Raw genomic sequence first — 23019 nt, 5'->3', positions numbered from 1 at the left:
CCGCGCAGGGGAGGGGAACCATGCTGTTCAATTTCGAAATGGATTTTGCCCTGTCGTTACGCTGCGTTCCTATGATCGTACGCATGAAACTGGACCTGTGCGGCGTAAAACTCAGCCTGCGCCAGTGGAGCCGTTTCACCCCGCACGACAGGCAGGCCCTGGTGAACCGTCCCGCCACCACGCCACCGGAACAGGCGGCGTACCAGTCGTTCCTCCTACACCTGATCAGGACCCGGGCAGGGGAAGAGCCAAAACTACTTCCACCCGCCCGAACCGAACCATGGCAACTGGCTGGTGGCGTGCCCGATGCGATCAGGCTGAAAGCGCAATCCTGTAGGGTAGAGGCACCCACGCCCGAACAATGGGGACATCTGTCGGCCCTACAGCGCTTCGCGCTCCTTAAGCTTACCAGGCCCGGACACGAAAATCAGAATTTTGAACCGGCCCTGCGGGAATTTCTCGTTGAAATGCATGATTAAGGCAACGAACTCGAAATATTCATTTTATGATATTCAGATTTAAATAGATTTCATGTCGTAATATACTAAATACTTTCAGAATATGAGACCGACAAAGGAAAAATAAAGGAAACGTGGCAGACTGTTTCGACAGGACTTTTTCTACCTACGCCATAGCGCGTTGCCCGCCGCCTGAAGGGAGTCCTGTTATTGGAGAGGCGGCCAGAACGCTTCTCATGCCGTCCAGCAGGTCCGCAATTACGCACGCGCCCTGGAGCAATACCTTCCCCTGACCCATATTGAGGAGCCGCCATGTTCCACCTACCAGTTACCAGTCACGCTGGCGCTACATCAGGCGGTCAGGCGATGGTAGATATGGAGTATAGGAATGAATATGCGATTGTACCGTGTGGTGCTCTCCGTTGCTATGATCTCTTCAATGACATCGCCTGCAAAAGCTGCCAGTTTGACCGAACAGGCACGAGATGCATTCCAACCCGTGATGAAGGAATACGACATACCCGGCCTTATTGTCGGCATCACCCGAAACGGCAAACATGACTTTTATGCCGCTGGAGTAGCATCACGAGCCGATAACCGCCTTGTGACGCCTGACACTCTGTTTGAGCTTGGCTCAATGAGTAAAATTTTCAATGTGACGCTTGCAGCATTGGCAGAGGATCGCGGTAAACTCAGCCTCGATGACACTGTGGCACATCATGTCTGTGCGGACACCTGCTCAATAGGTGACCGACTGACCCTCATGGATCTGGCAACGCACCATTCGGGAGGACTGCCCTTGCAGGTGCCAGACAGCATAACCGACGTCAATGGACTGGTTAGTTGGCTGAAGAACTGGCGCCCGCTGCAACCGGGAACACGAAGCTATTCCAACATCAGCATCGGAATGCTCGGCTACATCACTGGTAAGGCCATGGGCTCGGACTATAAGCAGGTCGTGCAAAACGTGCTTTTTTCCTGCGTTCGGGCTACGGCATACGTGGATTGATGTGCCACCGAGCGAAATGGCTCACTACGCCTGGGGATACGACCGAAAGACCAATGCACCAATCCGCATGAACCCTGGCGTTTTGGCCGAGGAAGCCTATGGCGTAAAATCGAGCGCCAGCGACATACTTAAGGTTCTCGACGTGGAAATGGGGTGCGGGAAAGCCTCGGAAGAATTGCATAAGGCAGTCACCAGAACCCATGAAGGGCAGTACACAACAGCATTTTTCACGCAGGATATGATATGGGAACAGTACGACTGGCCTGCCAGCTTACAGAAGATAACACTGGGCAATGGCTATGATTTCATTATGAAACCACAGCCAGAAAAGAAGTTGAGCCCGGCCCTTGCCCCACAGAAAAATGTTCTCCTGAACAAGACCGGCTCGACGAACGGGTTTGGTGGCTATATTGCGATGCTACCCAGTAAAAATATCGGCATAGTTGTCCTGGCCAACAAAAATCATCCGAATGAAGCCCGGGTGAAGGCGGTCTATTCGCTCATCGAGTCACTGAACTCCGAGCCATAGCCTCAACTGGCGAAGACGTCTGAGGTCGAAAGAAACTGCCGAAAAACCGGACATTCCGTTGGCCCCCGTGACTGTCATTCCATATGACGAGCTATTTCAACACTTATCAATGTCATTGAGAAAGTGACGGCTATCTTCGGCTGGCCGCACCTAATGTCCATGTTCGGCAGGAAGAAGCGGGGTGATCAATCTGATAGATCGCCGTGCGCCCTGTCCACTTCACCGTATCTACAGCTTCAGGGCGCTGGTGAATCAGATTTCAGGCCAGACTTACGGCGGCCAGAAAGGATAGGGGCGTGAGCGTACAGGGTTACAGTGCTGATCCAATGAACGTCGAGCAATTCCCATACAGGATCCAGACATGGAAATCTTCCTTCTTTCTGCCGGAAAGCGAACAGTCTGAAGAACATCCATATCAGGCCAGCATCACTTGCCTGAAAGGGGAGGCTCCGATAGATAGAAGATAATAACTGTTCGCAACTCATCCTCATGAAATGAGTCTGGCGGAACACCAGGAAGACGGACGGTCAGGATCATGAACATCCGGCCGAAGGGATACGGGCGTCATGTCGAGCAACCTTTTCATACTGAATAATATCTTCGCAGCCGAACGTAATGCCTTGACCCGTCTGTTCCAGAAAATGAACCGGACCATGGCAGCAGAAGATCTGCTGCAGATGCTCTGGCTGCGTATCCAGCGCGTGGGTGACAATCCGCCAATCCATAACGGACGGGCCTATCTGTACCGCCTTGCGTCCAATCTGGCGGTCGATCAGGGGCGCGCTAATGCCCGTATCGAACGCCTACAGGCTGAAGCGCGGTTGATCCTGTATGGAGATGAAAGCACGCCGGATGTGGAACGGGCGTTTCTGGCGCGTGAGGAACTGGAACGCGTCATGGCCGCAGCCGAACGCCTGTCGGAACCGACGCGCACCATTTTCTGGCTCAACCGCATGAAGGATGTGCCGTTGCGCGATGTGGCGGTCATGCTGGGGATTTCGCGTACGACCGTCGAAAAGCATATAAAGCGTGCAATCACCCTGTTGGGAGATGCGCGTAACAGTCAGGATATTTCCCGTTACGGATAAGGGGATGCGGGGCTTCGGAATGTCCCTGTCCCGCCGGGTCGGCCATAAACCCTTCCGAAAGCAGATATGACTGGTTTTAACGTATGTCTGATCGCACAACGACACAGGAAGCCCGGCACTGGATCGCCCGGCTGACGTCGGGTGATATTACCGAACCCGAAATGGCGGCTTACAGGCGCTGGGTTGTGGATGTGCATCATCATGCAGTCTTTCAGCACGAACTGCAATTATGGCGTAGCCTTGACCAGATCGGGAAGCAACTTGCTCCGCACCAGCCTGTCGCACAGCAGGTTGCAATGCGGCGGCGACGCAGGCGTGATGTTCTTGCCGCATCGGGAGGACTGGCTGCGGCTGTCTGTCTGGCTGTTTTTCTGCTTGGTCCTGGCCTATGGATGCGGCTGCATGCCGATTACTGGACCGGGCATGAAATACGTGCCTTCACGCTGGCAGATGGCACACGGGCAGTACTGGATGCCGATGCCGCCGTCGCGGTGCATTACGGGGTCAGAACGCGCACGATTGAACTGCTGCGCGGTCGCGCATGGTTTGATGTACGCCATGATCCGACCCGTCCCTTCCGGGTCGAAGTCGCAGGCAGCGTGACTGAGGACATTGGCACTGCGTTTGAAATTGATCCCCATGCGGATGGTAAAATCGAGACGACCGTGGAAAGCGGGATGGTGCGTGTTTCCGCGCGTAAAGGGGGACAGTCCATTACCCTGACGGCGGGGCAGCGTGCGGTGTGGCAGGGCACCACGGGCCAGATCACCCGGCAGGGGGAGGTGCCCGCGGACACGGTGGCGTCATGGCGGGACGGTCAGCTTATGCTGACGGCGGTGCCCGTACGCATGGCGGTTTCAACCATTGCCCGGTACCGGTCGGGCATGACGCTGGTGGTGGACCATCTGGATGACCTACCTCCTGTCACGGCATTGGTGGATGTGCGCAGACCCGACGATGCGCTGAGTGCGCTGGCGGCCGGAGCGCGTCTCAGACTGTATCATCTGCCCGGCAATATCGTGCTGGTGCGGCGAAGTGGCTGAAAAAAATGCATAAGGGGGGTTAGGCAGACCGTTCGTAGAAACGTCTTAAGAATGCAGGTGTTAATAACGACTCGCATTTGCATACATATCCGTCGTTTTCATGAAGGGTTTTCACTTGTCGCATATCGCTCCGGCGGGACGTCGCATTACAATCCCCATGGCATTGGCGCTGGGCACTGCGCTTTCAACTGTTGGCGGGCCATCCGCGCTGGCACAGCAGGTACAGGTGGCCAGGGCAGGTGTCCTGCACCTTGAAATCGCGCGACAGCCGTTGGGAACTGCATTGCGGAATTTTTCACGCAGGACCGGCGTGCAGGTGGTCTATACCTCATCGATTGAATCCGGCATCGTCTCGCCCGGTGTCAGCGGGGATTATGACCCCATGACCGCGCTCGGCCATCTTCTGTCCGGCACCGGTGTTACATTTCGCCAGACGGGAACAAACAGTATCACGCTTGCGCTTTCGGCCGCTCCCATTACGCTGGTGCCTGTGCGGGTGGAGGGGACCGCTGCACCACATGGACCAGTCGGCCCCCTCAATGCCGAACAGATAACGGTCATCGGGACACCGCCGCGTTTTCTGGCCCACGCGTCCCATGCCGGCACGAAAACGGACACGCCTCTGATCGAAATTCCGCAAAGCATATCCGTCATCACCCGCGGCCAGCTTGATGCCCGAAATGTGCAGACCCTGTCGGATGCAGTCAGCTATAGCCCCGGCGTGCGCACCAATGTGTACGGTTTTTCTCCGCGACAGGACCAGTTCATCATCCGTGGTTTTGACGCGACTTCTTATGGCGAGTTCCGCGACGGGTTGCGCCAGCCGGTGGCAGGTTCCCTGCTGAGCTTCCGGACCGAACCCTTTGGGCTGGATTCACTCAGCGTCATCAATGGCCCGGCTTCGGCCACCTATGGCACATCAGGTATTGGGGGGCTAGTTGATCTGATATCCAAGCGGCCCACCAGCCAGCGCATCAACGAAGTGCAGTTTCAGGTGGGCAATTACGCCCGCTATCAGGGCAATTTCGATTTCGGCGGCGCGCTGCCTTCCGACAGGCGCTTTACCTATCGTCTGACCGGTGTGTTCCGCGATAGTGATACCCAGATGCAGGCCGTGAAAGACAACCGGATCTATATTGCGCCTGCCTTCACCTTCCGCCCAGATGACAAAACACGGCTGACCGTGCTGACCGCCTTCCAGAAGGATCGCACCGGCGGTACGATGTTCAATTACCAGACCACGGAAGGCGAACTGACCAATATCCGTTACGCGGACCCGCGGTGGAACAACTTTGATTCCACAACCTATCGGCTGGGGTATGAATTTGAACATCGTTTTACGGATTTCTTCGCCATACAGCAGAATTTTCGTTACGCGCATGGGGATGGCAATGCGCAGTACCTCTATCTGACCGGCCTTTCGGATGATGGTGCCAGTGCAACGCGGCGCGCAGGACAGGTGCGCGAGCAGCTGAACTCCGTCGGACTGGACAATCAGGCCAAATTCGATGTCCGTTCCGGGCCGGTGGCGCATAAAATTCTATTCGGCGTGGATTATCTGTTTACCGATTACCGCACCAGCTATGCCGATGGGGCAGCACCGTCCCTTAATCTGATAACGCAGAATTATGGCACGCAAGCCATACCGCAGCCATCAGTCTATTCCATTGCCCATTCTGGCCAGACGCAGGCCGGTGTTTATCTGCAGGACCAAATCCGTTATAATCGCTGGCTGCTGACGTTAAGTGGCCGCCATGATTGGGTGTCCACCAATAGCGGCAACTATTACAGCCATACGACACAGAAGCAGAACGATCAGGCCTTTAGTGGCAGGGTTGGACTGACCTATGTATCTGCCATTGGTCTGGCGCCATATGCATCCTATTCCACGGTGTTCAACCCGACCATTGGTCAGACGAAGGAAGGAGCGGCATTCCGCCCGATTACCGGAAACCAGTATGAAGTCGGAATGAAATACCAGACGCCTGACAAAAGGATATTAGTTACGGGCGCTGCGTTTGACATTCACCAGAATCACGGGCTGACAACGGACCCGAGTGATGCAACTGGTACCTACCAGATCCAGCGTGGCAAAATACGCTCCCGCGGGTTCGAGGTCTCAGCAACAGGGGATATGGGGCAGGGATTCAGCTTCAATGCTTCCTATACTTATCTGGACATGGTAGAACAGTCAGGTGCTGCTTCCGTTGTGGGAAAGATACCATCAGGCATCCCCCGCAATACGGCCAATGGCTGGCTGGACCATACATTCCAGACGGGACCATTCAGGGGACTGGGAACGGGCTTTGGCATCCGTTACATCGGATCAAGCTATCGGGGCGACACCAATGCAACGGGCAGGAATAAGTCCCAGTTCCTGATGGATGCAGCGCTGCGCTACAGGTTTGAAGCCATCGCGCCGGAACTAAAGGGGCTGCAGTTTTCTGTGAACCTGAACAATCTGGCCAACCGGCAAATCATTACATGCCAGTCCGACTTCTGTTACCAGAATATGCATCGCTCGGTAATCGGCAGTATCCGATATAACTGGTAGCATAGCTTGCATTGTCATATCCATTCTTCCTGAATTCAGGTCGTTTATCCATCATTCTCCTATGTTCGTTAACTGTCAGATATCTCCATCAAAACAGGCACATAGTCCGGCAAACACAGCGCATCATGCAAAGCCTATTTGGTATCATCAAGCACGCCGACCGTTTCGCTCCACGTGATTTCGGTAAGGATAGTTGCGACAGCAGGCGTTCGGTTCTGCATGTCTTGATCTACCTGTTACCAGATAGAATGGTACGGACAGGCAGTTTCCGCCTCATCTCAGACGTGCAAGTTGCTTAGATTTCTCTCCGCATAGCGGTCATAAATTCAAAACAAAACTCAAGCGCTGGCTTTCTAGATAAAATCAGGAAAAAGCATAAAATAAAAAGTTGATTCTGTTATAAATGATATTCAGATAATCGGGAATTCATAAAAGATGCCTATTCTATCGATTTTTATTATGCTATTTCGCCCACCCACCATTTTGTTTCCCACAATTTTATTGCGATAGATGCATTGCTTATAATCTGATCATCGGAATCAATATAGAAATTTAAAACAAGATCACCATCACCGGCAATCCTTCCCCCAAGAATATCTGCAAGACCTTCTTGAATATGTATAAAATTCACATATTTTTTTTGTCCATCCGGGAGACTTACTTCTACGGTATTGTCATCACTATTATAGTTCCGAATGAGATATCGTAAGGTACTGCGGACGCGGGGGTCTTGAATTTCATCACACATAACAAGGAATCCTGCGCAGAAACAATACGGACAGTCACATCAACCATCCAACTGACATAATCTTGAAGATATTAAATGGACAAGTCAATTGTCGGGGGTAAAATAGGTTGCGCGTCATTTACCTTTTTTCTCTGCCTCCCAAGCAGTTGAATAAACTATCCTAAGGTTCTTCACAGTAATAATATTGAAGTATTATACATTCACAACCGACCATCAAAATATTTTCCAAAACTTCTGTCTGTATTCAATAATCTCTCTTGAAATTATTAGCAATGTCCGCCAACTCATAATTTTAATCCAAAGCAGACCTTATGCTTTCCCCCCTTACCGATATTTTTCTACCGGGAAAGGGGGAGAGCGTGCTGACTTGGGTGTAGTTGTGAAAGTCAGAGGGCTGCGCGGATTTTCGTGACGGGTTGAGAGGACGGGAGAGAGTCTCCTGTCCGCCCGTCATGGAGTTTTTCGCCATGGCGACCGCCATTCCCAAAATCACTCTGAGTTCGTCCCGTGACGTCCCGTTCAACCGGCTGGTGCTGTCCCAGGCCAACGTAAGGCGTGTGAAGTCCGGCCTGTCGATCGAGGAACTGGCCCGCGACATCGAGCGCCGCGGTCTGCTGCAGAGCCTGAACGTCCGCCCCGTTCTTGACGGCGAAGGGACCGAGACCGGTACCTATGAAGTGCCTGCTGGCGGACGACGCTTTCGGGCGCTCGAATTGCTGGTGAAGCAGAAGAAACTGGCGAAGACGGCGCCCGTGCCCTGCGTCGTACGTGAGGCCGGATCGACCATTCTCGCCGAGGATGATTCTCTGGCCGAAAACGTCCAGCGCGTGGCCCTGCACCCGCTGGATCAGTTTCGTGCCTTCCGTGACATGCTGGAAAAAGGCATGTCCGAGGAGGAAATCGCCGCAGCGTTCTTTGTAGCGCCGGCCGTGGTCAAACAGCGCCTGCGGTTGATGACCGTGTCCGACAAGCTGCTTGAGATCTACGAGCAGGACGGCATGAAGCTGGAACAGCTGATGGCCTTTTCCATCAGCGATGACCATGCCCGCCAGGAACAGGTCTGGGACATCGTGTCCCAGAGCCATAACCGTGAACCCTACGTCATCCGCCGCATGCTGACAGAAAAGACCGTGCGGGCTTCGGACGCCCGTGCCCGTTTCGTAGGGCTGGAGGCCTATATCGTAGCGGGTGGCCACGTCATGCGCGACCTGTTCGAGGCCGATGACGGCGGCTGGCTGCAGGATCCGGGTATAGTGGACCGACTGGTCATGGAAAAGCTGCAGGAGGCGGCTGAACAGGTCCGCGCCGAGGGCTGGAAGTGGGTCGAAACCGCCCTGTCATTTCCATGGGGCCACACACGGCAGTTCGCTGAGATCGACGGCACGGAAATGCCGCTAACCGATGAAGAGACAGCCCGTCTCGAAGCCCTGCGTGTCGAGCAGGAAACCATTGAGGGGGAATACGCCCAGGCCGATGAATATCCGGATGAGGTGGACGCACGGCTGGGCGAGATCGAGCAGGCCATTCTTGCCCTGGAAGAACGGCCTCTGGCGTTTGATCCCGTCGACATAGCGCGGGCAGGGGCCTTCGTCAGCCTCGATAGTGATGGCACGCTGCAGGTGGAACGGGGCTTCGTGCTGCCCGAGGATATGCCGGCCGAGCCCGAAGAGACCGATGATGCCGATGGATACGATCATGCTGGGTATGATGGGCGGGACCACGATAGCACAGGCCATGGTTACCAGGAGGGGGAGGGCGACAACATCGCTCCCGACGTTGACCCCGAAGAGGAAGACGGGATCAAACCACTGTCTGACCGGCTGCTCACCGAACTGACGGCCTGGCGCACGCTCGCCCTGCGGGACGCGTTTGCCAGCAACCCGCACATTGCCCTGACCGAACTGCTGCATACCTTGGTGCGTGATGTGTACTGGCAGACACCAGGCGCGGATTGCCTGGAAGCCTATGTCCGGGAAATCCCGTTGCCGGTCCATTCGCCCGACATGCCGGGCAGCCTTCCAGCCCACGCGCTGCGCCAGCGCAACGAGGGCTGGAAGCATGATCTGCCCGATGACGAGGATGCGCTGTGGCGCTGGATCGACGGGCTGGACGATACCAGCCGCATGGCACTGCTGGCGCACTGCCTGTCCTTCGGGGTCAATGCGCTCTACGAGCGTATGCCCGCCTATGGTGCGGTGTCCCAGCGCAGCGTCACCGAGCGTCTGAAGCGGGCAGACCGTCTGGCATCGGCCCTCAGCCTCGATCTGGTCGAGGCGGGCTGGCAGCCCACGGTCGAGAACTATCTCGGGCGCGTCACCAAGGCCCGCATCCTGCAGGCGGTGCGGGAAGCACGCGGTGACGAGGCGGCTGACCGTATTGCCCACCTGAAGAAGCCCGACATGGCGCGCGAGGCCGAGCGGCTGCTCGATGGTTCGGGCTGGCTGCCCGAGGCGTTGCGGACCGTAGGACTCGCCGATCAGGCACAGGTTGAAACAGTGACGGCAGGTGAGAATATGGAGGCCATCGCTGCCGAATAGCGCAATGGATTTTTGGAATGGTGAGACAGCGGCTTCCGGTGCCCGGAAGCCGCTTTTTTCATGTCCGGTGCCCCGGAAAGAGGGAGAGGTCGGCTTCGCCTTCTGTGCCGAATAACCGGCATAGAGGAGAGTTTTCCATGACCACAACCACCATCCTGCCCCCTGCGTCCCGTGGCGCCGCGTCCGGCGGCTTCCGGATCGATCCTTCGCGTGGGGAGCGCAGCGCCCGCGTCTCGTCCGAATGGTTCTCGCGGCCCGATGACGAGCGCTACCTGTCCCTGTCTGACCTGCATGCCGCCACACTGGCGCGGGCGGATCGGGCCACCGCTCGTACGGTGGAAAGCCGCGCCATCCGCGTCGAGGCGTCCCGCGACAATGCCGAGCGCCTGACCCTGACCGTACCAGGGCAAAATGGCCCGATCGCCCCCACACACTGGTCGTTCGGCCAGATGTGCAGCTTAGTTGGTGCCCCGTCTTCCTATCTGCGCAATCTCCCGGCTCCGCTGGCGGCGATCAACCTGCAGCACGGCCTGCTGTCGCACCGCGCCGAACTGGTGAAAATGCTGGAGACCGAAAACGGCCGCGTCGAACTGCGCGCCGTGACCGGTCCCGATTACGGCCGCATCTGGGACCATGAACTGGTCGGCGCGGTGCGGAAGATCGCTGGCGATGGCACAGGCGATACCAACTGGAAGGTGCCGGGTGTGATCGACTGGGCCACCATGACCCACAATCCCTATGTCGACATCACGAAGGAAACCACGACGCTCTACGCATCGGATCGCGATGTCTTCCTGTTCCTGGTCGACGACACGCACCCGATCGAAGCCGGGCGTCTGCCCAATGGCGATCCTGACCTCTATTTCCGGGGCTTCTATGCCTGGAATTCGGAAGTTGGCAGCAAGAGCCTCGGCATTGCGTCATTCTATCTGCGTGGGGTGTGTCAAAACCGCCTTTTGTGGGGCGTCGAAAACTTCGAACAGATCACGATCCGGCATAGCAAGTTCGCCGCTTCGCGCTTCGTGCATCAGGCCACTCCAGCCCTGCGGAACTTCGCCACAACCAGCCCGGCCTCGTTCGTCTCCGGCATTCAGGCTTCGCGTCGGGCGCTGGTGGCAAAAACTGATGAGGACCGCGAAAGTTTCCTGCGTCGTCGCGGGTTCTCGAAACCGGAAACCACGAAGATCATCGAGACGGTGCTGCACGAGGAGGGATGCAAGCCCGAAAGCGTGTTCGACTTCGTGCAGGGGATAACGGCGCTGGCGCGGACGAAGACCAACCAGGATACACGGCTGGATCTGGAGGGCAGGGCACGCAAGCTGATGGAAAAAGTGATCTGACACGTTCCGAGATGAACCATGTGGTTTCACCAGGCCCGGCCCGGCGCCGGGCTTCTGCGTTTTCATGGAGACAGACCATGGCGGACTTCTTTACGCATTTCTCGTGCGTTCTTGACGTCGGCTCCGCACGCAACGCCGCCCGCGCGATGACGATCTATCTGGATCTGCTGGCCGAGTACCAGATCGATGACGCAGGGGGGATACCGTTTGCCGTCTCGGTAGAACCTGCCCATGGAGCGGGCAGGCTGTGGATTCGGGACGATAGGACGGGTGATCCCGCCCAGGTGGTCGTCTTTGTCCTGCGCTGCGCCCATAAATTCCGGCTCACTGGCCGCTGGGGCTTTCAATGGGCCAATACCTGCACACGCCCGCGCGTGAACGCCTTCGGAGGCGGTGCGCACGTCATTGATCTGGGAAGCAGGGAGACGGTGGCATGGATTGCTACTTACGGATGGCTGGAGGATACCATTGCCGGAAAAACGTAAAAGCGGATCAGGGGGCGCTGACCGACAGCGTGCCAACCTTGGTGGCCGCGCGCATGAAACGCCTGTCGAATGTCGCAAAACCGCTGCAGCCCTTTGCCGCGGCAAGATGGAGCGCGTCCGCAAAGTCCATGCCCGCTTCCGCCCAATCGAAGGCCTGGGCCACAAGCATCGCATCCTCGACCGTGACCGTGGGCAGGCCCGCAAAGGCGCGCAGGGCCGGGATCACCCTGTTCTTCGGCATGTCATACACCCCGCGCAGAACCCATTCGGTTTCCAGCACGACGGTGCGTGGCACGAAGACCAACTCCCCGTTGACCACCGCACGCGCCTTTTCGGCCTGTTTCGGATCATCGCCCGTCAGGTAGCGGACGATGATGTTAGTATCGACCGCGCGCATGGCGTTTCCTGATTTCCGCGTCCAGACCTGCCTGCATCTCATCAATCGATTTCGGGCCGCCTGTGGGCGGGAGGCTGCCAAATACATCTTCGGGCCGGGTGGCCGCGAAAGCTTCCTGCAGCGGACGAAGCAGGACGCCGCGTTCGGTGTTTTCAACCACCAGCCGTGTTCCGGCGGGCCAGTGCAACTGTTCGCGCAGCGCCTTGGGCAGGATCACCTGCCCCTTGGTCGAGACGGTTGTGGTGAGGGGATCGGCTGGCATCACCTGTCTCCATTGTAAGACAGGTGTAAGATAAGGATCGCCCCCGCCAGATGCAAGCCGATCCTTCCCAAGGGACGTTTATTTCCCGCCGTTCAACGCGTCCTTGAGCGCCTTGGCCGGGGTAAAGCCCAGCTTGCGTGAAGCCGCGATCTGGATCGTGGCACCCGTCGCCGGATTACGGCCTTCCCGGGCTGGTACATCCCTGACCTTGAACTTGCCGAAGTTCGGCAGGGTCACTTCCTCGCCCCTGATCGCAGCCTGGGTCATGGCCTCGACCACTGCGTCGATGACCTTGCGGGTATCGGCATTGCTCAGGTCAGCCTCGGCGGCCACGATCTCGACGAGATCCGAAACCTTCATGATGATGTCCTTTCTAGCGGCAAAAATGCGGTCTTCTGATCACCCGTTATGGCCAAAATCAGGCATGGCACAAGCAACAGACTGTCGCAGGCTGGCTGACGGCCACCGGTTGACAGGGAACAACCGTCCATTTTTTAGCCCATGGCCGCCGGTTTTTACATTCAGAAGCCAATACGCTTCCATCCTGCGTGGCCTCGCGGAAACTGGGTAACGCAGTCCCTTTCAACCATGATGTTCTCAGGAGGCATGATGCACCAGCACGATGCGGTCGACCTTGCCCGCCGTCTTGCCGGGCAGGCCGAAGCAGTCTGTCGGCATTATCTGCCTGCGGGACGCAGGCAGGGTAATTACTGGCTGGTTGGCGACGCGCGTAACACCCCGGGTCGCTCCATGTTTGTCCGGCTACAGGGCAGCGCAGAGGGAAAAGGCGCGGCTGGTAAATGGACTGATGCCGCCAGCGCCGAACATGGCGACCTGCTTGACATCATCCGCGAGGCGCGGGGCCTGACAGACTTCCGGGACGTGGCGGATGAAGCGCGCCATTTCCTGAGCCTGCCGCCGGCACATCTTTCATCGCGGCCTTCTCCGGGCAGCTCGTCTTCCTTTTCCCGTAATGGTGACGCGACAGGGTCAACGGAGGCGGCCCGTCGGCTATTTGCCATGAGCAGGCCGATTACGGGCACAATCGTGGAAACGTATCTGCGTAAACGCGGCATTACGGAACTGCACGAAACCGCTTCCCTGCGTTTTCATCCGCGCTGCTACTATCGGACAGATGATGGCGGTTCCACCCAAACATGGCCTGCCCTGATTGCTGCAGTCACGGATCTGGACGGCAGGCTGACCGGTGTGCATCGCACATGGCTGTCACCAGACGGGGAGGGCAAAGCGCCAGTCAAAACGCCACGACGGGCGATGGGACAACTGCTGGGCCATGCGGTCCGTTTTGGCGCGGCATCCGGCGTCATGGCTATGGGTGAAGGGATCGAGACGGTGCTATCGATCAGCATGGTCTTGCCGGAACTGCCCATGGCGGCCTGCCTGTCATCCGCCCACCTCGCGGCCTCCGCATTCCCGGCCTTGCTCAGGCGTCTTTATGTTATCCGTGATGACGACCCGGCAGGCGACCATACGGCGAAAGCCTTGTGCCAGCGGGCACAGGCTGTCGGGATCGAGGCGATCGTGCTTTCGCCCCGGCTCGCAGATTTCAACGATGATCTCCGCCATCTTGGTCGAGGTGCGCTCCGGTCGGTCCTGCGTCCGCAGCTTGCTCCGCAGGACGTGGCACCTCTCATGGACGGGACGGTCTGATAACCGTTCGGTAGCGCTACAGGCCGGAATCCTCATCATCTCGCATGGTCAGGTCAAGGCTTCCCCGTTTGGCAGGGCGCGCCCATGGCCTTCCAGAAGGGGAGCGGGCGACAGCCGGGCCGGGCCTGCAATGCCCGGTGGCAACTATTTTCCGTCGCGCGGCCAGCCGCGCTTTACATCGCGAAACAAAATAGCCGCCACCGGTCATCCTCCGCGTTGCTCCGGCCGCGCGAGCGCGGTTCCGGCCTGTCCCGACCGCCGCAATTCGCCCCCGGGAAGGCCGCGATGGGCGCGGCCGACTGAAACCGGAGAGACCCCTCATGACCTGCACGCAGGATGACAGCTTCGAACCCGCCCACGCATCGTCACCGACAGATCATGTCCTTACTGAGCTCCAGCTCTACGGCTATCGCCCTTTCGAAGACGAACCCGACGCCAGGCCGTTACCGGAAGCCAGCACCATTGGCGGCGCAGTGGCCGATATCTTTGACGCCATGGTGGCGACGCTGAGTGAAACCCGTCTGGAACCCGACCTTGAAACCCTGCTCTGGTCCATGGTCAATGTCTTCCACCGCACGGTGACGCAGGTCGATCGTGAACTGGACCGGAACGAACAGGCGCAGAAGCAGGCGCAGCGGGAGCAGGATGGGAGCGAGATCCGCTCGGTCGAACTCGAACGCATGCTGGCCGAGGGCCAGACCCTGATCGAACGACGCAATGCCTACGAGATCTTCCGCGATCATGCTGCCGATCTCTTTGAACGCCATACCGGTTCGTCCTGGCGCCCCGGACACGGCTCGCTGGTCAGTCGCCCCACCATGACCGCCACGATGGTCGACAGCAGGGATTTCCTGCATGCCCGTCGCAGGGCTGACACCGAACTTCTGGTCCCTCCAGGTCCGAAAGTGGCCATTACCGGTGGCCTGGACTTCAATGACCACCAGTTGATCTGGGACCGTCTCGATCGGGTGCGCGGTCGGCATCCTGACATGGTCCTGCTGCATGGAGGCTCACCCCGGGGTGCCGAACTGATTGCGGCCCGCTGGGCTGAACACCGCAAGGTCACACAGATCGTCTTCAAGCCCGACTGGTCCAGACACGCCAAGGCGGCGCCCTTCCGGCGTAACGATGCCATGCTGAACGTCATGCCGATCGGTGTCCTCGTTTTTCCGGGCACCGGCATTCAGGAAAACCTTGCTGACAAGGCCAGAAAACTCGGAATTCCGGTCTGGAAATTCGGCAGCGGTGGCGTGTAGGCGCCATCGTTTCCATAGCCGCATGACGGTTCCGTATCAGGACCTGTCATGCGGCCATACAGTCGGAATCATTAAATAAAACTTCGTAACGGATATCGGGACGGACAGCCCGATAATGTTCTGGCACCTTCCTGATGACTGTTGAAACCGAATGCTTCCCATCCGCCAGCTTCCCGCATCCCTCTGCCTGTTACTGCCTCTCGCGCTGGGGGCCTGCCATGGACAGGGCCATGATCATGACACCACCTGTCGAAGGGGGCCGCCACCGGGAGGACGCCCCGATATGGGGGGCGGATTTCATGGTGGCATGACAGAGGGTTTCGGGGGCGGCTTTGGTCCCGGCGGCGGTATGTCGGACATGATGCCGGGGGGTGGACCCGGCGGCATGATGGGCGGGGGCATGGGCGGCGATGGGCCGCCCGATGATGACTTCGGGAGCCACAGGAGGCTTCCACCGGATATGGACCGCTCTGCCACCCGCTGCAGTCCGCCGCCACCCCGCCCACGCGAAGGGCAGAGACAGGGCGGAACACCACCTACAAACGTGCACGAAGACGTGGATGTATCAAAAATTCAGATCGGCGGATCGGATTGAATGGCGTGTACGGTATCCCGTTTCATGGCGATCCTTTGCTGTTTCTGCTGTCTCTCCGGATGTGCCGAGCACCGGCAACCCCTAGACGATGATGGCCTGCCCGTTACCGACGGATCAGAAACCGGCGGTCCACCAGGAGGCAGCCGGGGCGGTCCGGGCGGTGGAGGAGGAGGCATCTGGTCGGATGTGCTGCATACCGCCATGCAGACCGGCATGGGGTTCCTGCATCATTAGGGACGGATCCGCATGGCGCGAACATGACCTGCATCGCGCCATGTTTTCAACGTAACGGCCGCCGCCGAGTTCGGCTATAGTTTCGCTGCGTCAAGGTGGCAGACGCGATCGTTCAGCCGTGTCCAGCGGAGATCGCACCATGTTTGTTGTCGCACCCTTCCTCTGCGTCGCCAGCGTCGGCCTTCTGTGCTGGCTGGTCTTCACCCTTGCCATCTATGCTTTGCCTTTCGCCATTGGCGTGGTCGCCTTCCTGCATGCCATCCACGCCGGGAGTGGTGCGGTCGGCGCCATCGTGACAGGAGTCCTGGCAGGCGTTGCGACACTGCTCGCGAGCCAGATGGCGTTTGCGCTGGTTGCAGTCGTCTGGTTCAGGATGATACTGGCACTGATCTTCGCCATACCGGCAGCACTTGCCGGTTACGACACGACGCTGGGACTGGCGCAGACCGGCCTGTCCTCCGGCGTCTGGGCACACCTGTTTGCCATAACAGGCGCCGCCTTCGTCGGGGGCACGGCATGGGTCCGTATGTGGGCGTTTGTCCCGGCCGATGCACAGGATCAGGATATGGACAGGCGCAGTTCCCGTTCGCACCCCGGGTAACAGGCGCGTCCAGACCAGGCTGTATTTCCCTCGATTCATCACGCGTTCCTGAAACAGGATCGAAGGGGAAGGGCGTCAGAGCGTCAATCGACCGCCCGTGGGACAGTGATGCGCATGGGCTTGCCGGAATGCTGCCGAAAGGCAGATTCGTTATCCCGGCATACCCAAACCTCAGTCGCAGCCTGATGTCATCAGCATGGCAGGTCAGGGGCAGGCATGCGGTTCTTCGTCGGGATCCGTAAGCGCGGGTGATACCCACACCCTGGCTTGAGCATCGGCCGACCATGAAGGAACAGCCAGTAAGGCCACGTCTTCTTCCGGGAATGCTGTCAGGCAGCGACCATCACGTCCTCTTCATTGGCTGATCTGCCCGAAGGACAGCTGCGCCTCGATCGCCCTTGGGCAACGGCACGTCGCAACTTTCTTCCCCTGGGGCTGCGCCCCATTCCTCGCGAGACAAGAAAGTTCCGCCGTTGCCGTCCTCCGCGATGCTGCGGTCCGCAAGCGGATGCCCGGTCGATCGCCTTCGGGCGGACGATCGCCATCGAGGCCGCGGTGGTCGCCGCCCGATAACAGCAGGAGAAGTCACATGGCCAACATCGGTTCCTTCAAGAAGGTCGGCAACGAAATCCAGGGCGAAATCGCCACCCTGTCCCTCCAGACGAAGAATGTCCGCATCGTGCCGGAAGCCAACCGCGCCAACGACAACGCACCCAGCTACCGGGTCTTCGTGGGCCGGGCCGAAATCGGAGCCGCCTGGTCGAAGCGCTCCGGCGAGGGACGCGACTACCTGTCCCTCAAGCTCGACGACCCAAGCTTCAACGCCCCGATCTTCGCCAATCTGTTCCGGGACGAAGACGGCGAGGGATACAGCCTGATCTGGACCCGGCCCCGCCGGCCAAACGGGGACTGATCCCACCTAATACCCCGCCCGGTTGTCCGGGCGGGGTTCCTCCCACCAGACGGACCCAGCCCGTGCCCCCGACAAAGGCGGCACCTTATGACATCGGACTTGAACGGCTCCAAAGCGACTAATATAGTCGTATTTCTGGTGCGGGCCGTCAGTCTGTCGGATGTGATCATGGATGATCACTGGCCGACAAGTCCGGGCGGCACGGGCCCTGCTGAACTGGACGCAGGAAGAGCTTGCCACGCACGCCCTTGTAGCGCTGACTGCCCTCAAGCGGCTTGAGTCCGAGCGCGGCCTGACCGTTCATGAGAGCACTGCGGATCAGGTCCGTCGCGCACTGGAAACAGCAGGGATCCTCTTCATCACATCCGACAGGGGCCATGGCGTCATGTTTCTTAACGGGACTTCCGATCCAGTGGCAGGGCAGACTGTCCGTCATCGTCCCCGCAACCGCTCCTGAGTAACCTGCCATGGACAAGCCGCCACGCGACCCTGCGGTTGCTGATGTCGCCCCTGAAGCCACCTATCTGACCGGGTATGACGAGCAGCACCTGATCACCTATCTGCGGCTACTGGATGCAGAAGCAGACCAGGCCGACTGGCAGGATGTTGCCCGCCTGGTCCTGCACCGTGATCCCGCGGTCGATCCGGAGCGTACCCGGCAGTGCTGGATGAGCCATCTTGCCCGGGCACACTGGATGACGTCTCATGGTTTCCGTCATCTCCTGCGTGGCGGTGCCCCCAACTGACCCTTGGCCCGTTGCATGAACCGCAACGGGTCTTGCGGTGCGCAGGGATAGCGCGAACGGTCATCTGAGGACATAATCGGGCGGGGCGAATGCTCGCCCTGTTACCCCCGTTCTGCATCGGAGATGACGCCATGAGCCGCGCCAACTGGCGATCGGCAGGCGCGTACGAGAGCCTGCGGTCACTCAACGCCCCTGCCTTTGCCCTGCAGTTTCTGTGCCGTAATTCAGATTTCCAGCACGACCGGCGCAGGCTTCAACTTGCGACACAGGCAGGAACGCTGCATCCCGATGAAGCCGAGGCCTTCGCCCGGCACTGGGGGTTGCGATTTCGACCCTGCGGATCATGCGGAAGTGCCGTCATCTGCGGTTTGGACGGCGCGCGCGTTTCCGGGCGTGACGGTTCTGACCACGATGCCGGTGGACCTGACTGACGACCGCTTGGGTTTTCGGTCAACTCTGCCGGAGGCGACACAGGCAGTCGGAAACACCGAAACTGTCATTCATCTGGCTGGAACAACATTGCACGTCCTGGCTCTTGCTCCAGAGAGCAACGGGAGGGCAGTTCTTCTGCCCTTTGATCGCCTGTTTGAAATCCGTATTGCCGCTGCCCTGCGACTGTGGCGTGCCGCCATGGGGCAGAGGGCCGGACGTGATCCCACCATACTGTCGCCAGCGCGCCGGGAACGCCTGATTCTTGCCCTGCGTTTTCTGGATGGAAGCGGGGCAGGGGCCAGTCGTCGCGAGATGGCACCAGTCCTGTTCCGGCGGGAAGCCGTTTCTGCACGGGACTGGATCGGGCATGACCTGCAGGCACGCATGGATCGTCTGGCCCGGCTTGCCAATTCCATGAGACAGAGGAATTATCGTCGTCTGTTGCTGCATCCGTTTCGGGAACGGATATGAATAGTAAAACAGTTTTATTGTCTATCGGCATATGAAACATATGGGGGAGCCATCATCACTACGCGGGGCATACTTTATATGCCGTCAATGTAATCGCAAATTTACCGTGGGAAGTCTTTATGTGTGATGAAAATGCGGACGCGTTAATCGAAATCGGCTTTAGAGATGTCGGGAAATGGGAACTTACGTCCAGTGATAGAAAACTTGATTACATTCTGGATGGTTTCCACGCCAAAGAAAACGGGATTCTGCTTGAAAGCAAAAACTCGCTTTATGCTTTCGTTCATAACGAGTACATTCTGTATATAGGGAAAACAGCTGGGACAATTCAGAAGCGCTTTCGGGGATATAAGAATCCGCATCAAAGGCAACGGACCAACTGGCGCTGTAACGAAAAAATCCGGGACCTGTTAAACCAAGGGCAAGACGTTCGGATATATGTGTTTGCCACTACATCCTCCCATCTTATGCATCTTTGCTACAGTACATTCAGCATCAACATTGCCGCTGGATTGGAAGATGCACTTATTGAAAAGTTTAATCCTCCATGGAATGGCCGCGATAAACAGGGGACGATCACTGAAACCGAAGAACGTGAGATCGAGGAGTTAGGAGAAGAGGACATAGATGTAAGCTCTCCCGTCGATAAGCTCCCATCTCAGGGAACGGCCCGCTTTGAAATCAAGCTCGGCGACACTTATTATAAGAAGGGATGGATCAATCCAGGAGTCGAAGCCAGTCGGGAATTAGGGGATCACGATGAACATATTCGGATATATCTCGGTAACCGAGATAGTAAGCCCGTAATTTCTTTGATTGATCGGAAAGCTAATTCTTCCGGAGCTGTTCGTATCCGGGTCAATTGTAAACCCATAGCAAAATGGTTTCAGAACCATTTCAAAATGGAAGACTGTGTTCAGGCTATCGTTTTGGATCGGAACGACATTCTACTTACACATTACTAGCCATTAGCTGATCCAATATCATCATATCCTGATTTTTTCATGTTGCCGGGTCTAAACATAGGCTTTCCCTCAGCCTTCCTATTTTACCATGCGCGAAGCGAACCGCGTCAAGGACGCGCGGTCCCCCCAATTTTGTCTGGCGCACCCATGTCGGGCGCGTCAGACAAAATCGGCTCCCCCACACGCCGGCAAGCCGGTCGCCTGCGGCGATCCCTGACCCGGTCCACCCGGGCATGAGCCGTCTGTCCTGTCTTCGAAAAACGAAAGGAGCAGGACAATGATCACACTCAACGATACCATCCACGCACTGCGTAACGAACTGACCAGCTGTCACCTGAGCCGCCGCGAGCGCCGACAGGTCGAGCGGGAACTCAGGGAAGCGCTCGCACGCCGTGATGCCGAGGCCCCCGTCTGACGGGGGCTTCTCTTTCCAGTTTTTTGGTCAGCCCGCATTGCCGCTGACAAAAACCTGTGACTTTCGTTCCTGATCCCGGACGATCACACCCGGACAGAACGCGCATTATCGCCAGCCTTACCCTGTCCAGTTGCGATCTCGCACCTCCACGAGATCGCAGCTGGTCCCGATACAGGCCGTTTTGTCACGCTGTTCCCCACAGGCCGCACCTGTCCCGCGACCTGCGATAGCTACAGGGAGCCGTCCGATGACATCCAGTTCCGACGTCACCATGCCACCGCGCTACCTGCGCACACCCGACGCCTCGAAATTTGTCGGTCTGTCCATCCGCACACTCGAAAAACACCGGATCTACGGCACCGGTCCCCGCTATTCGAAGCTGGGCGGCCGCGTTGTCTATCGGGTGGATGAACTGCAGGCCTGGGTGGACAGTGCTGCCCGCGCCCATACATCCGATACCACGGCACGCGTCATTCCGGCTGCCGCACGACGGAGTCCGATGATCCCGCCGTCTCCCGTGCGACGGGAGGAGCGCTGATGGACGCCCCGCTTCCGCTGCGCTCCGAGCGAGCGAGCCTGCACCTGTTCCGTACGCTGCCCGGTGACATGGCGCCACGGGACATGCAGGATCTCATGGCTTTTCCCTTTTTCAGCCTGGCCAAGTCGCCCCGCATCGTTCCGATCGATTTTGAGGCTGGCGGCGTCACCATTCGGGTGGAAGCGTCGGCGGAACACGGCCTCGCCACGATCTGGGATGCAGACATCCTGATCTGGGCCGCGAGCCATATTGTCGAAGCCCGGGATGCAGGGCGTCGGATATCGCGTCGCATGGTCGCAAGCCCCCACGAAATCCTGCGTTTCATCGGCCGGGGCACAAGTATCCGCGACTATAACCGGCTGCGGGCCGCGCTCAACCGCCTTCAGGCGACCTCCATCATGACATCCCTGCGTCAGTCCGCCGAAAAACGCCTGCACCGGTTCTCATGGATCAACGAATGGGCCGCACGCACCGATAGCGGGGGGCAGAGCGATGGGGTCGAACTGGTGCTCCCGGACTGGCTTTATGCGGCCCTGCTCAATGACGCGCTTGTGCTGACGATTGACCGGGCCTATTTCTCCCTGACAGGCGGGCTGGAGCGCTGGCTCTACCGCGTCGTGCGCAAGCATGGTGGCCATCAGCGACGCGGCTGGCGCTTCGAATTCCGGCATCTGTACGAAAAATCGGCCAGCCTGTCGTCCTTCACCCGGTTCAGCCTCGAACTGCGTCAGATGGCACGCCGCCAGCCCCTTCCGGGATACCGGTTATCGGTGGAACGCAACCGCGACGGGATCGAAATTCTGGTGTTCGCCCGCGCCAGGTTATCCACACCCTCCTGTGGACTTCCTGTGAATCCGCTCGTGCCATCATGTGTGGATAAGCACGTGCCATCACGTCATCGGGACACGTGCTATCATGCATCGAAAACGCCGAATCAGGACGTAAAAACTGGTGGTTACGGCACCCTTAACTTAGACTCTAACTTAAAAGAATCTAACTTTGTTGATGTTGCTGGCGCCCCAGGCCTGTGGATAAGTCAGGAGGGCACGCCATGATCGTGGCCTTCCTCAACCAGAAGGGTGGCGTCGGCAAGACCACCCTGGCACTGCATCTTGCCGGGCAGTGGGCGCGGGAAGGGCGACGCGTGACGGTCATCGACGCCGACCCGCAGGGTTCGGCGCTGGACTGGTCGGAACAGCGTGCCCGTGAAGGCCTGCCCCGGCTGTTCGGGGTCATCGGGCTGGCACGCGACACGCTGCACCGGGAAGCACCCGAACTGGCCCATGAGGTGGATCACGTCGTCATCGACGGGCCGCCCAGGGTTGCAGGCCTGCTGCGTTCGGCCCTGCTTGCGACCGATCTCGTGCTGATCCCGGTCCAGCCCTCCCCGTTCGATGGCTGGGCTTCGGCGGAGATGCTGCGCCTGCTCTCCGAGGCACGGCTGTTCCGTCCGACGCTTCTGGCCCGCTTCGTGCTCAACCGCTGTGGGGCGGGGACCACCATCGCCCGCGAAACCGGTCTGGCGCTCGCCGATCACGATCCACCCGTGCTGGCGACACGGATCGGGCAGCGTGTCGCCTTCGCCGATACGGCGCGCACTGGACGCCTGGTCATGGACTGGCGCCCGCGTGGGATAGCTGCCCGCGAGATTGCCGCCCTGTGCTGCGATGTGGGGAGGCAGGTATCATGACTCTCCCGACGTCGTTGAGACTGTTTCCCGGCCTTCTGCGTG

At 58.5% G+C, this 23019-nt stretch carries 26 protein-coding genes and 1 pseudogene; 22 read left to right on the top strand and 5 right to left on the bottom strand.

The features are described 5' to 3' along the window. The first annotated feature begins 20 nt into the window (after window positions 1-20). From DY926_RS00605 to DY926_RS00585, 6 genes are all read left to right on the top strand, one after another. A complete protein-coding gene (locus DY926_RS00605) occupies window positions 21-479 on the top strand; it encodes a nitrate reductase associated protein (protein ID WP_116701596.1) in 459 nt (152 codons plus the stop codon). A gap of 367 nt (window positions 480-846) precedes the next feature. Further along, window positions 847-1467: a serine hydrolase gene (locus DY926_RS17755; protein WP_241502971.1), complete on the top strand. Its 621-nt coding sequence runs from the start codon at window positions 847-849 to the stop codon at window positions 1465-1467. A 16-nt stretch (window positions 1468-1483) separates the two neighbouring features. Continuing rightward, the gene (locus tag DY926_RS17750; RefSeq protein WP_408886018.1) at window positions 1484-1996 is read left to right on the top strand and encodes a serine hydrolase; all 513 of its coding nucleotides are present in this window, start codon (window positions 1484-1486) and stop codon (window positions 1994-1996) included. A 566-nt stretch (window positions 1997-2562) separates the two neighbouring features. Then, on the top strand, window positions 2563-3084 hold the full coding sequence (locus DY926_RS00595) for an RNA polymerase sigma factor (RefSeq protein ID WP_116701595.1): 522 nt from the start codon (window positions 2563-2565) through the stop codon (window positions 3082-3084). A gap of 83 nt (window positions 3085-3167) precedes the next feature. Then, on the top strand, window positions 3168-4127 hold the full coding sequence (locus tag DY926_RS00590; protein WP_116701594.1) for a FecR family protein: 960 nt from the start codon (window positions 3168-3170) through the stop codon (window positions 4125-4127). A gap of 115 nt (window positions 4128-4242) precedes the next feature. After that, on the top strand, window positions 4243-6681 hold the full coding sequence (locus tag DY926_RS00585) for a TonB-dependent siderophore receptor (RefSeq protein WP_241502970.1): 2439 nt from the start codon (window positions 4243-4245) through the stop codon (window positions 6679-6681). A gap of 457 nt (window positions 6682-7138) precedes the next feature. On the opposite strand, the gene DY926_RS16965 is transcribed toward DY926_RS00585, so the two are convergent. After that, window positions 7139-7429 carry a hypothetical protein gene (locus DY926_RS16965; RefSeq protein ID WP_148707725.1) on the bottom strand — a complete coding sequence of 97 codons (291 nt, stop codon included), beginning with the start codon at window positions 7427-7429 and terminating at the stop codon, window positions 7139-7141. Window positions 7430-7896: 467 nt separating this feature from the next. Here DY926_RS16965 and DY926_RS00580 point away from each other — a divergent pair, with 467 nt between their 5' ends. The 3 genes from DY926_RS00580 (at window position 7897) to DY926_RS00570 (ending at window position 11791) form a co-directional block, all read left to right on the top strand. Next, a complete protein-coding gene (locus tag DY926_RS00580; protein WP_116701619.1) occupies window positions 7897-9966 on the top strand; it encodes a ParB/RepB/Spo0J family partition protein in 2070 nt (689 codons plus the stop codon). 137 nt (window positions 9967-10103) lie between these two features. Further along, a complete protein-coding gene (locus DY926_RS00575; RefSeq protein ID WP_116701592.1) occupies window positions 10104-11306 on the top strand; it encodes a DUF932 domain-containing protein in 1203 nt (400 codons plus the stop codon). A gap of 77 nt (window positions 11307-11383) precedes the next feature. Continuing rightward, a complete protein-coding gene (locus tag DY926_RS00570) occupies window positions 11384-11791 on the top strand; it encodes a hypothetical protein (RefSeq protein ID WP_010510542.1) in 408 nt (135 codons plus the stop codon). Window positions 11792-11798: 7 nt separating this feature from the next. Here the strand turns inward: DY926_RS00570 and DY926_RS00565 are convergent, their stop codons facing one another. The 3 genes from DY926_RS00565 to DY926_RS00555 form a co-directional block, all read right to left on the bottom strand. Then, complete coding sequence (locus DY926_RS00565; protein ID WP_116701591.1) at window positions 11799-12188, bottom strand: type II toxin-antitoxin system VapC family toxin; 390 nt, start codon at window positions 12186-12188, stop codon at window positions 11799-11801. Beyond that, window positions 12169-12450 (bottom strand): AbrB/MazE/SpoVT family DNA-binding domain-containing protein, encoded by a 282-nt coding sequence (locus DY926_RS00560; protein ID WP_039999970.1) that lies wholly within the window; start codon window positions 12448-12450, stop codon window positions 12169-12171. The genes DY926_RS00565 and DY926_RS00560 overlap by 20 nt, the downstream gene beginning before the upstream one ends. Before the next feature lie 78 nt (window positions 12451-12528). After that, window positions 12529-12810 (bottom strand): HU family DNA-binding protein, encoded by a 282-nt coding sequence (locus tag DY926_RS00555; RefSeq protein WP_116701590.1) that lies wholly within the window; start codon window positions 12808-12810, stop codon window positions 12529-12531. A gap of 249 nt (window positions 12811-13059) precedes the next feature. On the opposite strand from DY926_RS00555, the gene DY926_RS00550 reads away from it, so the two are divergent. Next, window positions 13060-14121: a DUF7146 domain-containing protein gene (locus DY926_RS00550; protein WP_116701618.1), complete on the top strand. Its 1062-nt coding sequence runs from the start codon at window positions 13060-13062 to the stop codon at window positions 14119-14121. Between the two features lie 320 nt (window positions 14122-14441). Further along, a complete protein-coding gene (locus tag DY926_RS00545; protein WP_116701589.1) occupies window positions 14442-15377 on the top strand; it encodes a DUF2493 domain-containing protein in 936 nt (311 codons plus the stop codon). Between the two features lie 190 nt (window positions 15378-15567). Here the strand turns inward: DY926_RS00545 and DY926_RS17190 are convergent, their stop codons facing one another. Next, window positions 15568-15819 (bottom strand): hypothetical protein, encoded by a 252-nt coding sequence (locus DY926_RS17190; protein ID WP_158551894.1) that lies wholly within the window; start codon window positions 15817-15819, stop codon window positions 15568-15570. A 526-nt stretch (window positions 15820-16345) separates the two neighbouring features. Between DY926_RS17190 and DY926_RS00530 the strand changes: the two genes are divergently transcribed. The 11 genes and pseudogenes from DY926_RS00530 (at window position 16346) to parA (ending at window position 22977) form a co-directional block, all read left to right on the top strand. Continuing rightward, complete coding sequence (locus DY926_RS00530) at window positions 16346-16807, top strand: hypothetical protein (RefSeq protein WP_116701586.1); 462 nt, start codon at window positions 16346-16348, stop codon at window positions 16805-16807. A 589-nt stretch (window positions 16808-17396) separates the two neighbouring features. After that, window positions 17397-17720, top strand: coding sequence for a DUF736 domain-containing protein (locus DY926_RS00520; RefSeq protein ID WP_010510531.1), 324 nt, complete (start codon window positions 17397-17399; stop codon window positions 17718-17720). Window positions 17721-17892: 172 nt separating this feature from the next. Then, a complete protein-coding gene (locus DY926_RS00515) occupies window positions 17893-18177 on the top strand; it encodes a helix-turn-helix domain-containing protein (protein ID WP_116701585.1) in 285 nt (94 codons plus the stop codon). Window positions 18178-18187: 10 nt separating this feature from the next. Beyond that, window positions 18188-18466: a DNA -binding domain-containing protein gene (locus DY926_RS00510; protein WP_116701584.1), complete on the top strand. Its 279-nt coding sequence runs from the start codon at window positions 18188-18190 to the stop codon at window positions 18464-18466. 89 nt (window positions 18467-18555) lie between these two features. Beyond that, a pseudogene (locus tag DY926_RS17745) lies at window positions 18556-18738 on the top strand (transcriptional regulator domain-containing protein); the annotation flags it as partial. A gap of 16 nt (window positions 18739-18754) precedes the next feature. Next, window positions 18755-19369 (top strand): DUF2285 domain-containing protein, encoded by a 615-nt coding sequence (locus DY926_RS00500; protein ID WP_241502969.1) that lies wholly within the window; start codon window positions 18755-18757, stop codon window positions 19367-19369. A 119-nt stretch (window positions 19370-19488) separates the two neighbouring features. Further along, window positions 19489-20334: a GIY-YIG nuclease family protein gene (locus DY926_RS16960; RefSeq protein WP_148707724.1), complete on the top strand. Its 846-nt coding sequence runs from the start codon at window positions 19489-19491 to the stop codon at window positions 20332-20334. Window positions 20335-20611: 277 nt separating this feature from the next. Next, the gene (locus DY926_RS17465) at window positions 20612-20749 is read left to right on the top strand and encodes a hypothetical protein (RefSeq protein WP_010510524.1); all 138 of its coding nucleotides are present in this window, start codon (window positions 20612-20614) and stop codon (window positions 20747-20749) included. 247 nt (window positions 20750-20996) lie between these two features. Next, a complete protein-coding gene (locus DY926_RS00490) occupies window positions 20997-21287 on the top strand; it encodes a helix-turn-helix transcriptional regulator (RefSeq protein WP_010510522.1) in 291 nt (96 codons plus the stop codon). After that, on the top strand, window positions 21287-22342 hold the full coding sequence (locus DY926_RS00485) for a replication initiator protein A (protein WP_116701582.1): 1056 nt from the start codon (window positions 21287-21289) through the stop codon (window positions 22340-22342). The genes DY926_RS00490 and DY926_RS00485 overlap by 1 nt, the downstream gene beginning before the upstream one ends. Further along, complete coding sequence (gene parA, locus DY926_RS00480; RefSeq protein ID WP_116701581.1) at window positions 22339-22977, top strand: ParA family partition ATPase; 639 nt, start codon at window positions 22339-22341, stop codon at window positions 22975-22977. Before DY926_RS00485 ends, parA begins: the two co-directional genes overlap by 4 nt. Window positions 22978-23019 lie beyond the last annotated feature (42 nt).

The sequence above is a fragment of the Komagataeibacter melaceti genome, from assembly GCF_003403295.1.
In the GTDB taxonomy this organism is placed as follows: Bacteria; Pseudomonadota; Alphaproteobacteria; order Acetobacterales; family Acetobacteraceae; genus Komagataeibacter; species Komagataeibacter melaceti.
This window is presented reverse-complemented; position numbering and strand designations above follow the sequence as displayed.

What these genes read in the sequence shown, in the direction of transcription:
- DY926_RS00520 (WP_010510531.1), top strand. Translation starts at nt 17,397, where the DNA reads ATGGCCAACATCGGTTCCTTCAAGAAGGTCGGCAACGAAATCCAGGGC.
- DY926_RS00590 (WP_116701594.1), top strand. Translation starts at nt 3,168, where the DNA reads ATGTCTGATCGCACAACGACACAGGAAGCCCGGCACTGGATCGCCCGG.
- DY926_RS00580 (WP_116701619.1), top strand. Translation starts at nt 7,897, where the DNA reads ATGGCGACCGCCATTCCCAAAATCACTCTGAGTTCGTCCCGTGACGTC.
- DY926_RS00595 (WP_116701595.1), top strand. Translation starts at nt 2,563, where the DNA reads ATGTCGAGCAACCTTTTCATACTGAATAATATCTTCGCAGCCGAACGT.
- DY926_RS00550 (WP_116701618.1), top strand. Translation starts at nt 13,060, where the DNA reads ATGCACCAGCACGATGCGGTCGACCTTGCCCGCCGTCTTGCCGGGCAG.
- DY926_RS17465 (WP_010510524.1), top strand. Translation starts at nt 20,612, where the DNA reads ATGATCACACTCAACGATACCATCCACGCACTGCGTAACGAACTGACC.
- DY926_RS00515 (WP_116701585.1), top strand. Translation starts at nt 17,893, where the DNA reads ATGATCACTGGCCGACAAGTCCGGGCGGCACGGGCCCTGCTGAACTGG.
- DY926_RS17755 (WP_241502971.1), top strand. Translation starts at nt 847, where the DNA reads ATGAATATGCGATTGTACCGTGTGGTGCTCTCCGTTGCTATGATCTCT.
- DY926_RS16960 (WP_148707724.1), top strand. Translation starts at nt 19,489, where the DNA reads ATGTGTGATGAAAATGCGGACGCGTTAATCGAAATCGGCTTTAGAGAT.
- DY926_RS00575 (WP_116701592.1), top strand. Translation starts at nt 10,104, where the DNA reads ATGACCACAACCACCATCCTGCCCCCTGCGTCCCGTGGCGCCGCGTCC.
- DY926_RS00570 (WP_010510542.1), top strand. Translation starts at nt 11,384, where the DNA reads ATGGCGGACTTCTTTACGCATTTCTCGTGCGTTCTTGACGTCGGCTCC.
- DY926_RS00530 (WP_116701586.1), top strand. Translation starts at nt 16,346, where the DNA reads ATGTTTGTTGTCGCACCCTTCCTCTGCGTCGCCAGCGTCGGCCTTCTG.
- DY926_RS00555 (WP_116701590.1), bottom strand. Translation starts at nt 12,810, where the DNA reads ATGAAGGTTTCGGATCTCGTCGAGATCGTGGCCGCCGAGGCTGACCTG.
- DY926_RS17750 (WP_408886018.1), top strand. Translation starts at nt 1,484, where the DNA reads ATGGCTCACTACGCCTGGGGATACGACCGAAAGACCAATGCACCAATC.
- DY926_RS00485 (WP_116701582.1), top strand. Translation starts at nt 21,287, where the DNA reads ATGGACGCCCCGCTTCCGCTGCGCTCCGAGCGAGCGAGCCTGCACCTG.
- DY926_RS00560 (WP_039999970.1), bottom strand. Translation starts at nt 12,450, where the DNA reads ATGCCAGCCGATCCCCTCACCACAACCGTCTCGACCAAGGGGCAGGTG.
- DY926_RS00510 (WP_116701584.1), top strand. Translation starts at nt 18,188, where the DNA reads ATGGACAAGCCGCCACGCGACCCTGCGGTTGCTGATGTCGCCCCTGAA.
- DY926_RS00500 (WP_241502969.1), top strand. Translation starts at nt 18,755, where the DNA reads ATGAAGCCGAGGCCTTCGCCCGGCACTGGGGGTTGCGATTTCGACCCT.
- DY926_RS16965 (WP_148707725.1), bottom strand. Translation starts at nt 7,429, where the DNA reads ATGTGTGATGAAATTCAAGACCCCCGCGTCCGCAGTACCTTACGATAT.
- DY926_RS00605 (WP_116701596.1), top strand. Translation starts at nt 21, where the DNA reads ATGCTGTTCAATTTCGAAATGGATTTTGCCCTGTCGTTACGCTGCGTT.
- parA (WP_116701581.1), top strand. Translation starts at nt 22,339, where the DNA reads ATGATCGTGGCCTTCCTCAACCAGAAGGGTGGCGTCGGCAAGACCACC.
- DY926_RS00565 (WP_116701591.1), bottom strand. Translation starts at nt 12,188, where the DNA reads ATGCGCGCGGTCGATACTAACATCATCGTCCGCTACCTGACGGGCGAT.
- DY926_RS00490 (WP_010510522.1), top strand. Translation starts at nt 20,997, where the DNA reads ATGACATCCAGTTCCGACGTCACCATGCCACCGCGCTACCTGCGCACA.
- DY926_RS00545 (WP_116701589.1), top strand. Translation starts at nt 14,442, where the DNA reads ATGACCTGCACGCAGGATGACAGCTTCGAACCCGCCCACGCATCGTCA.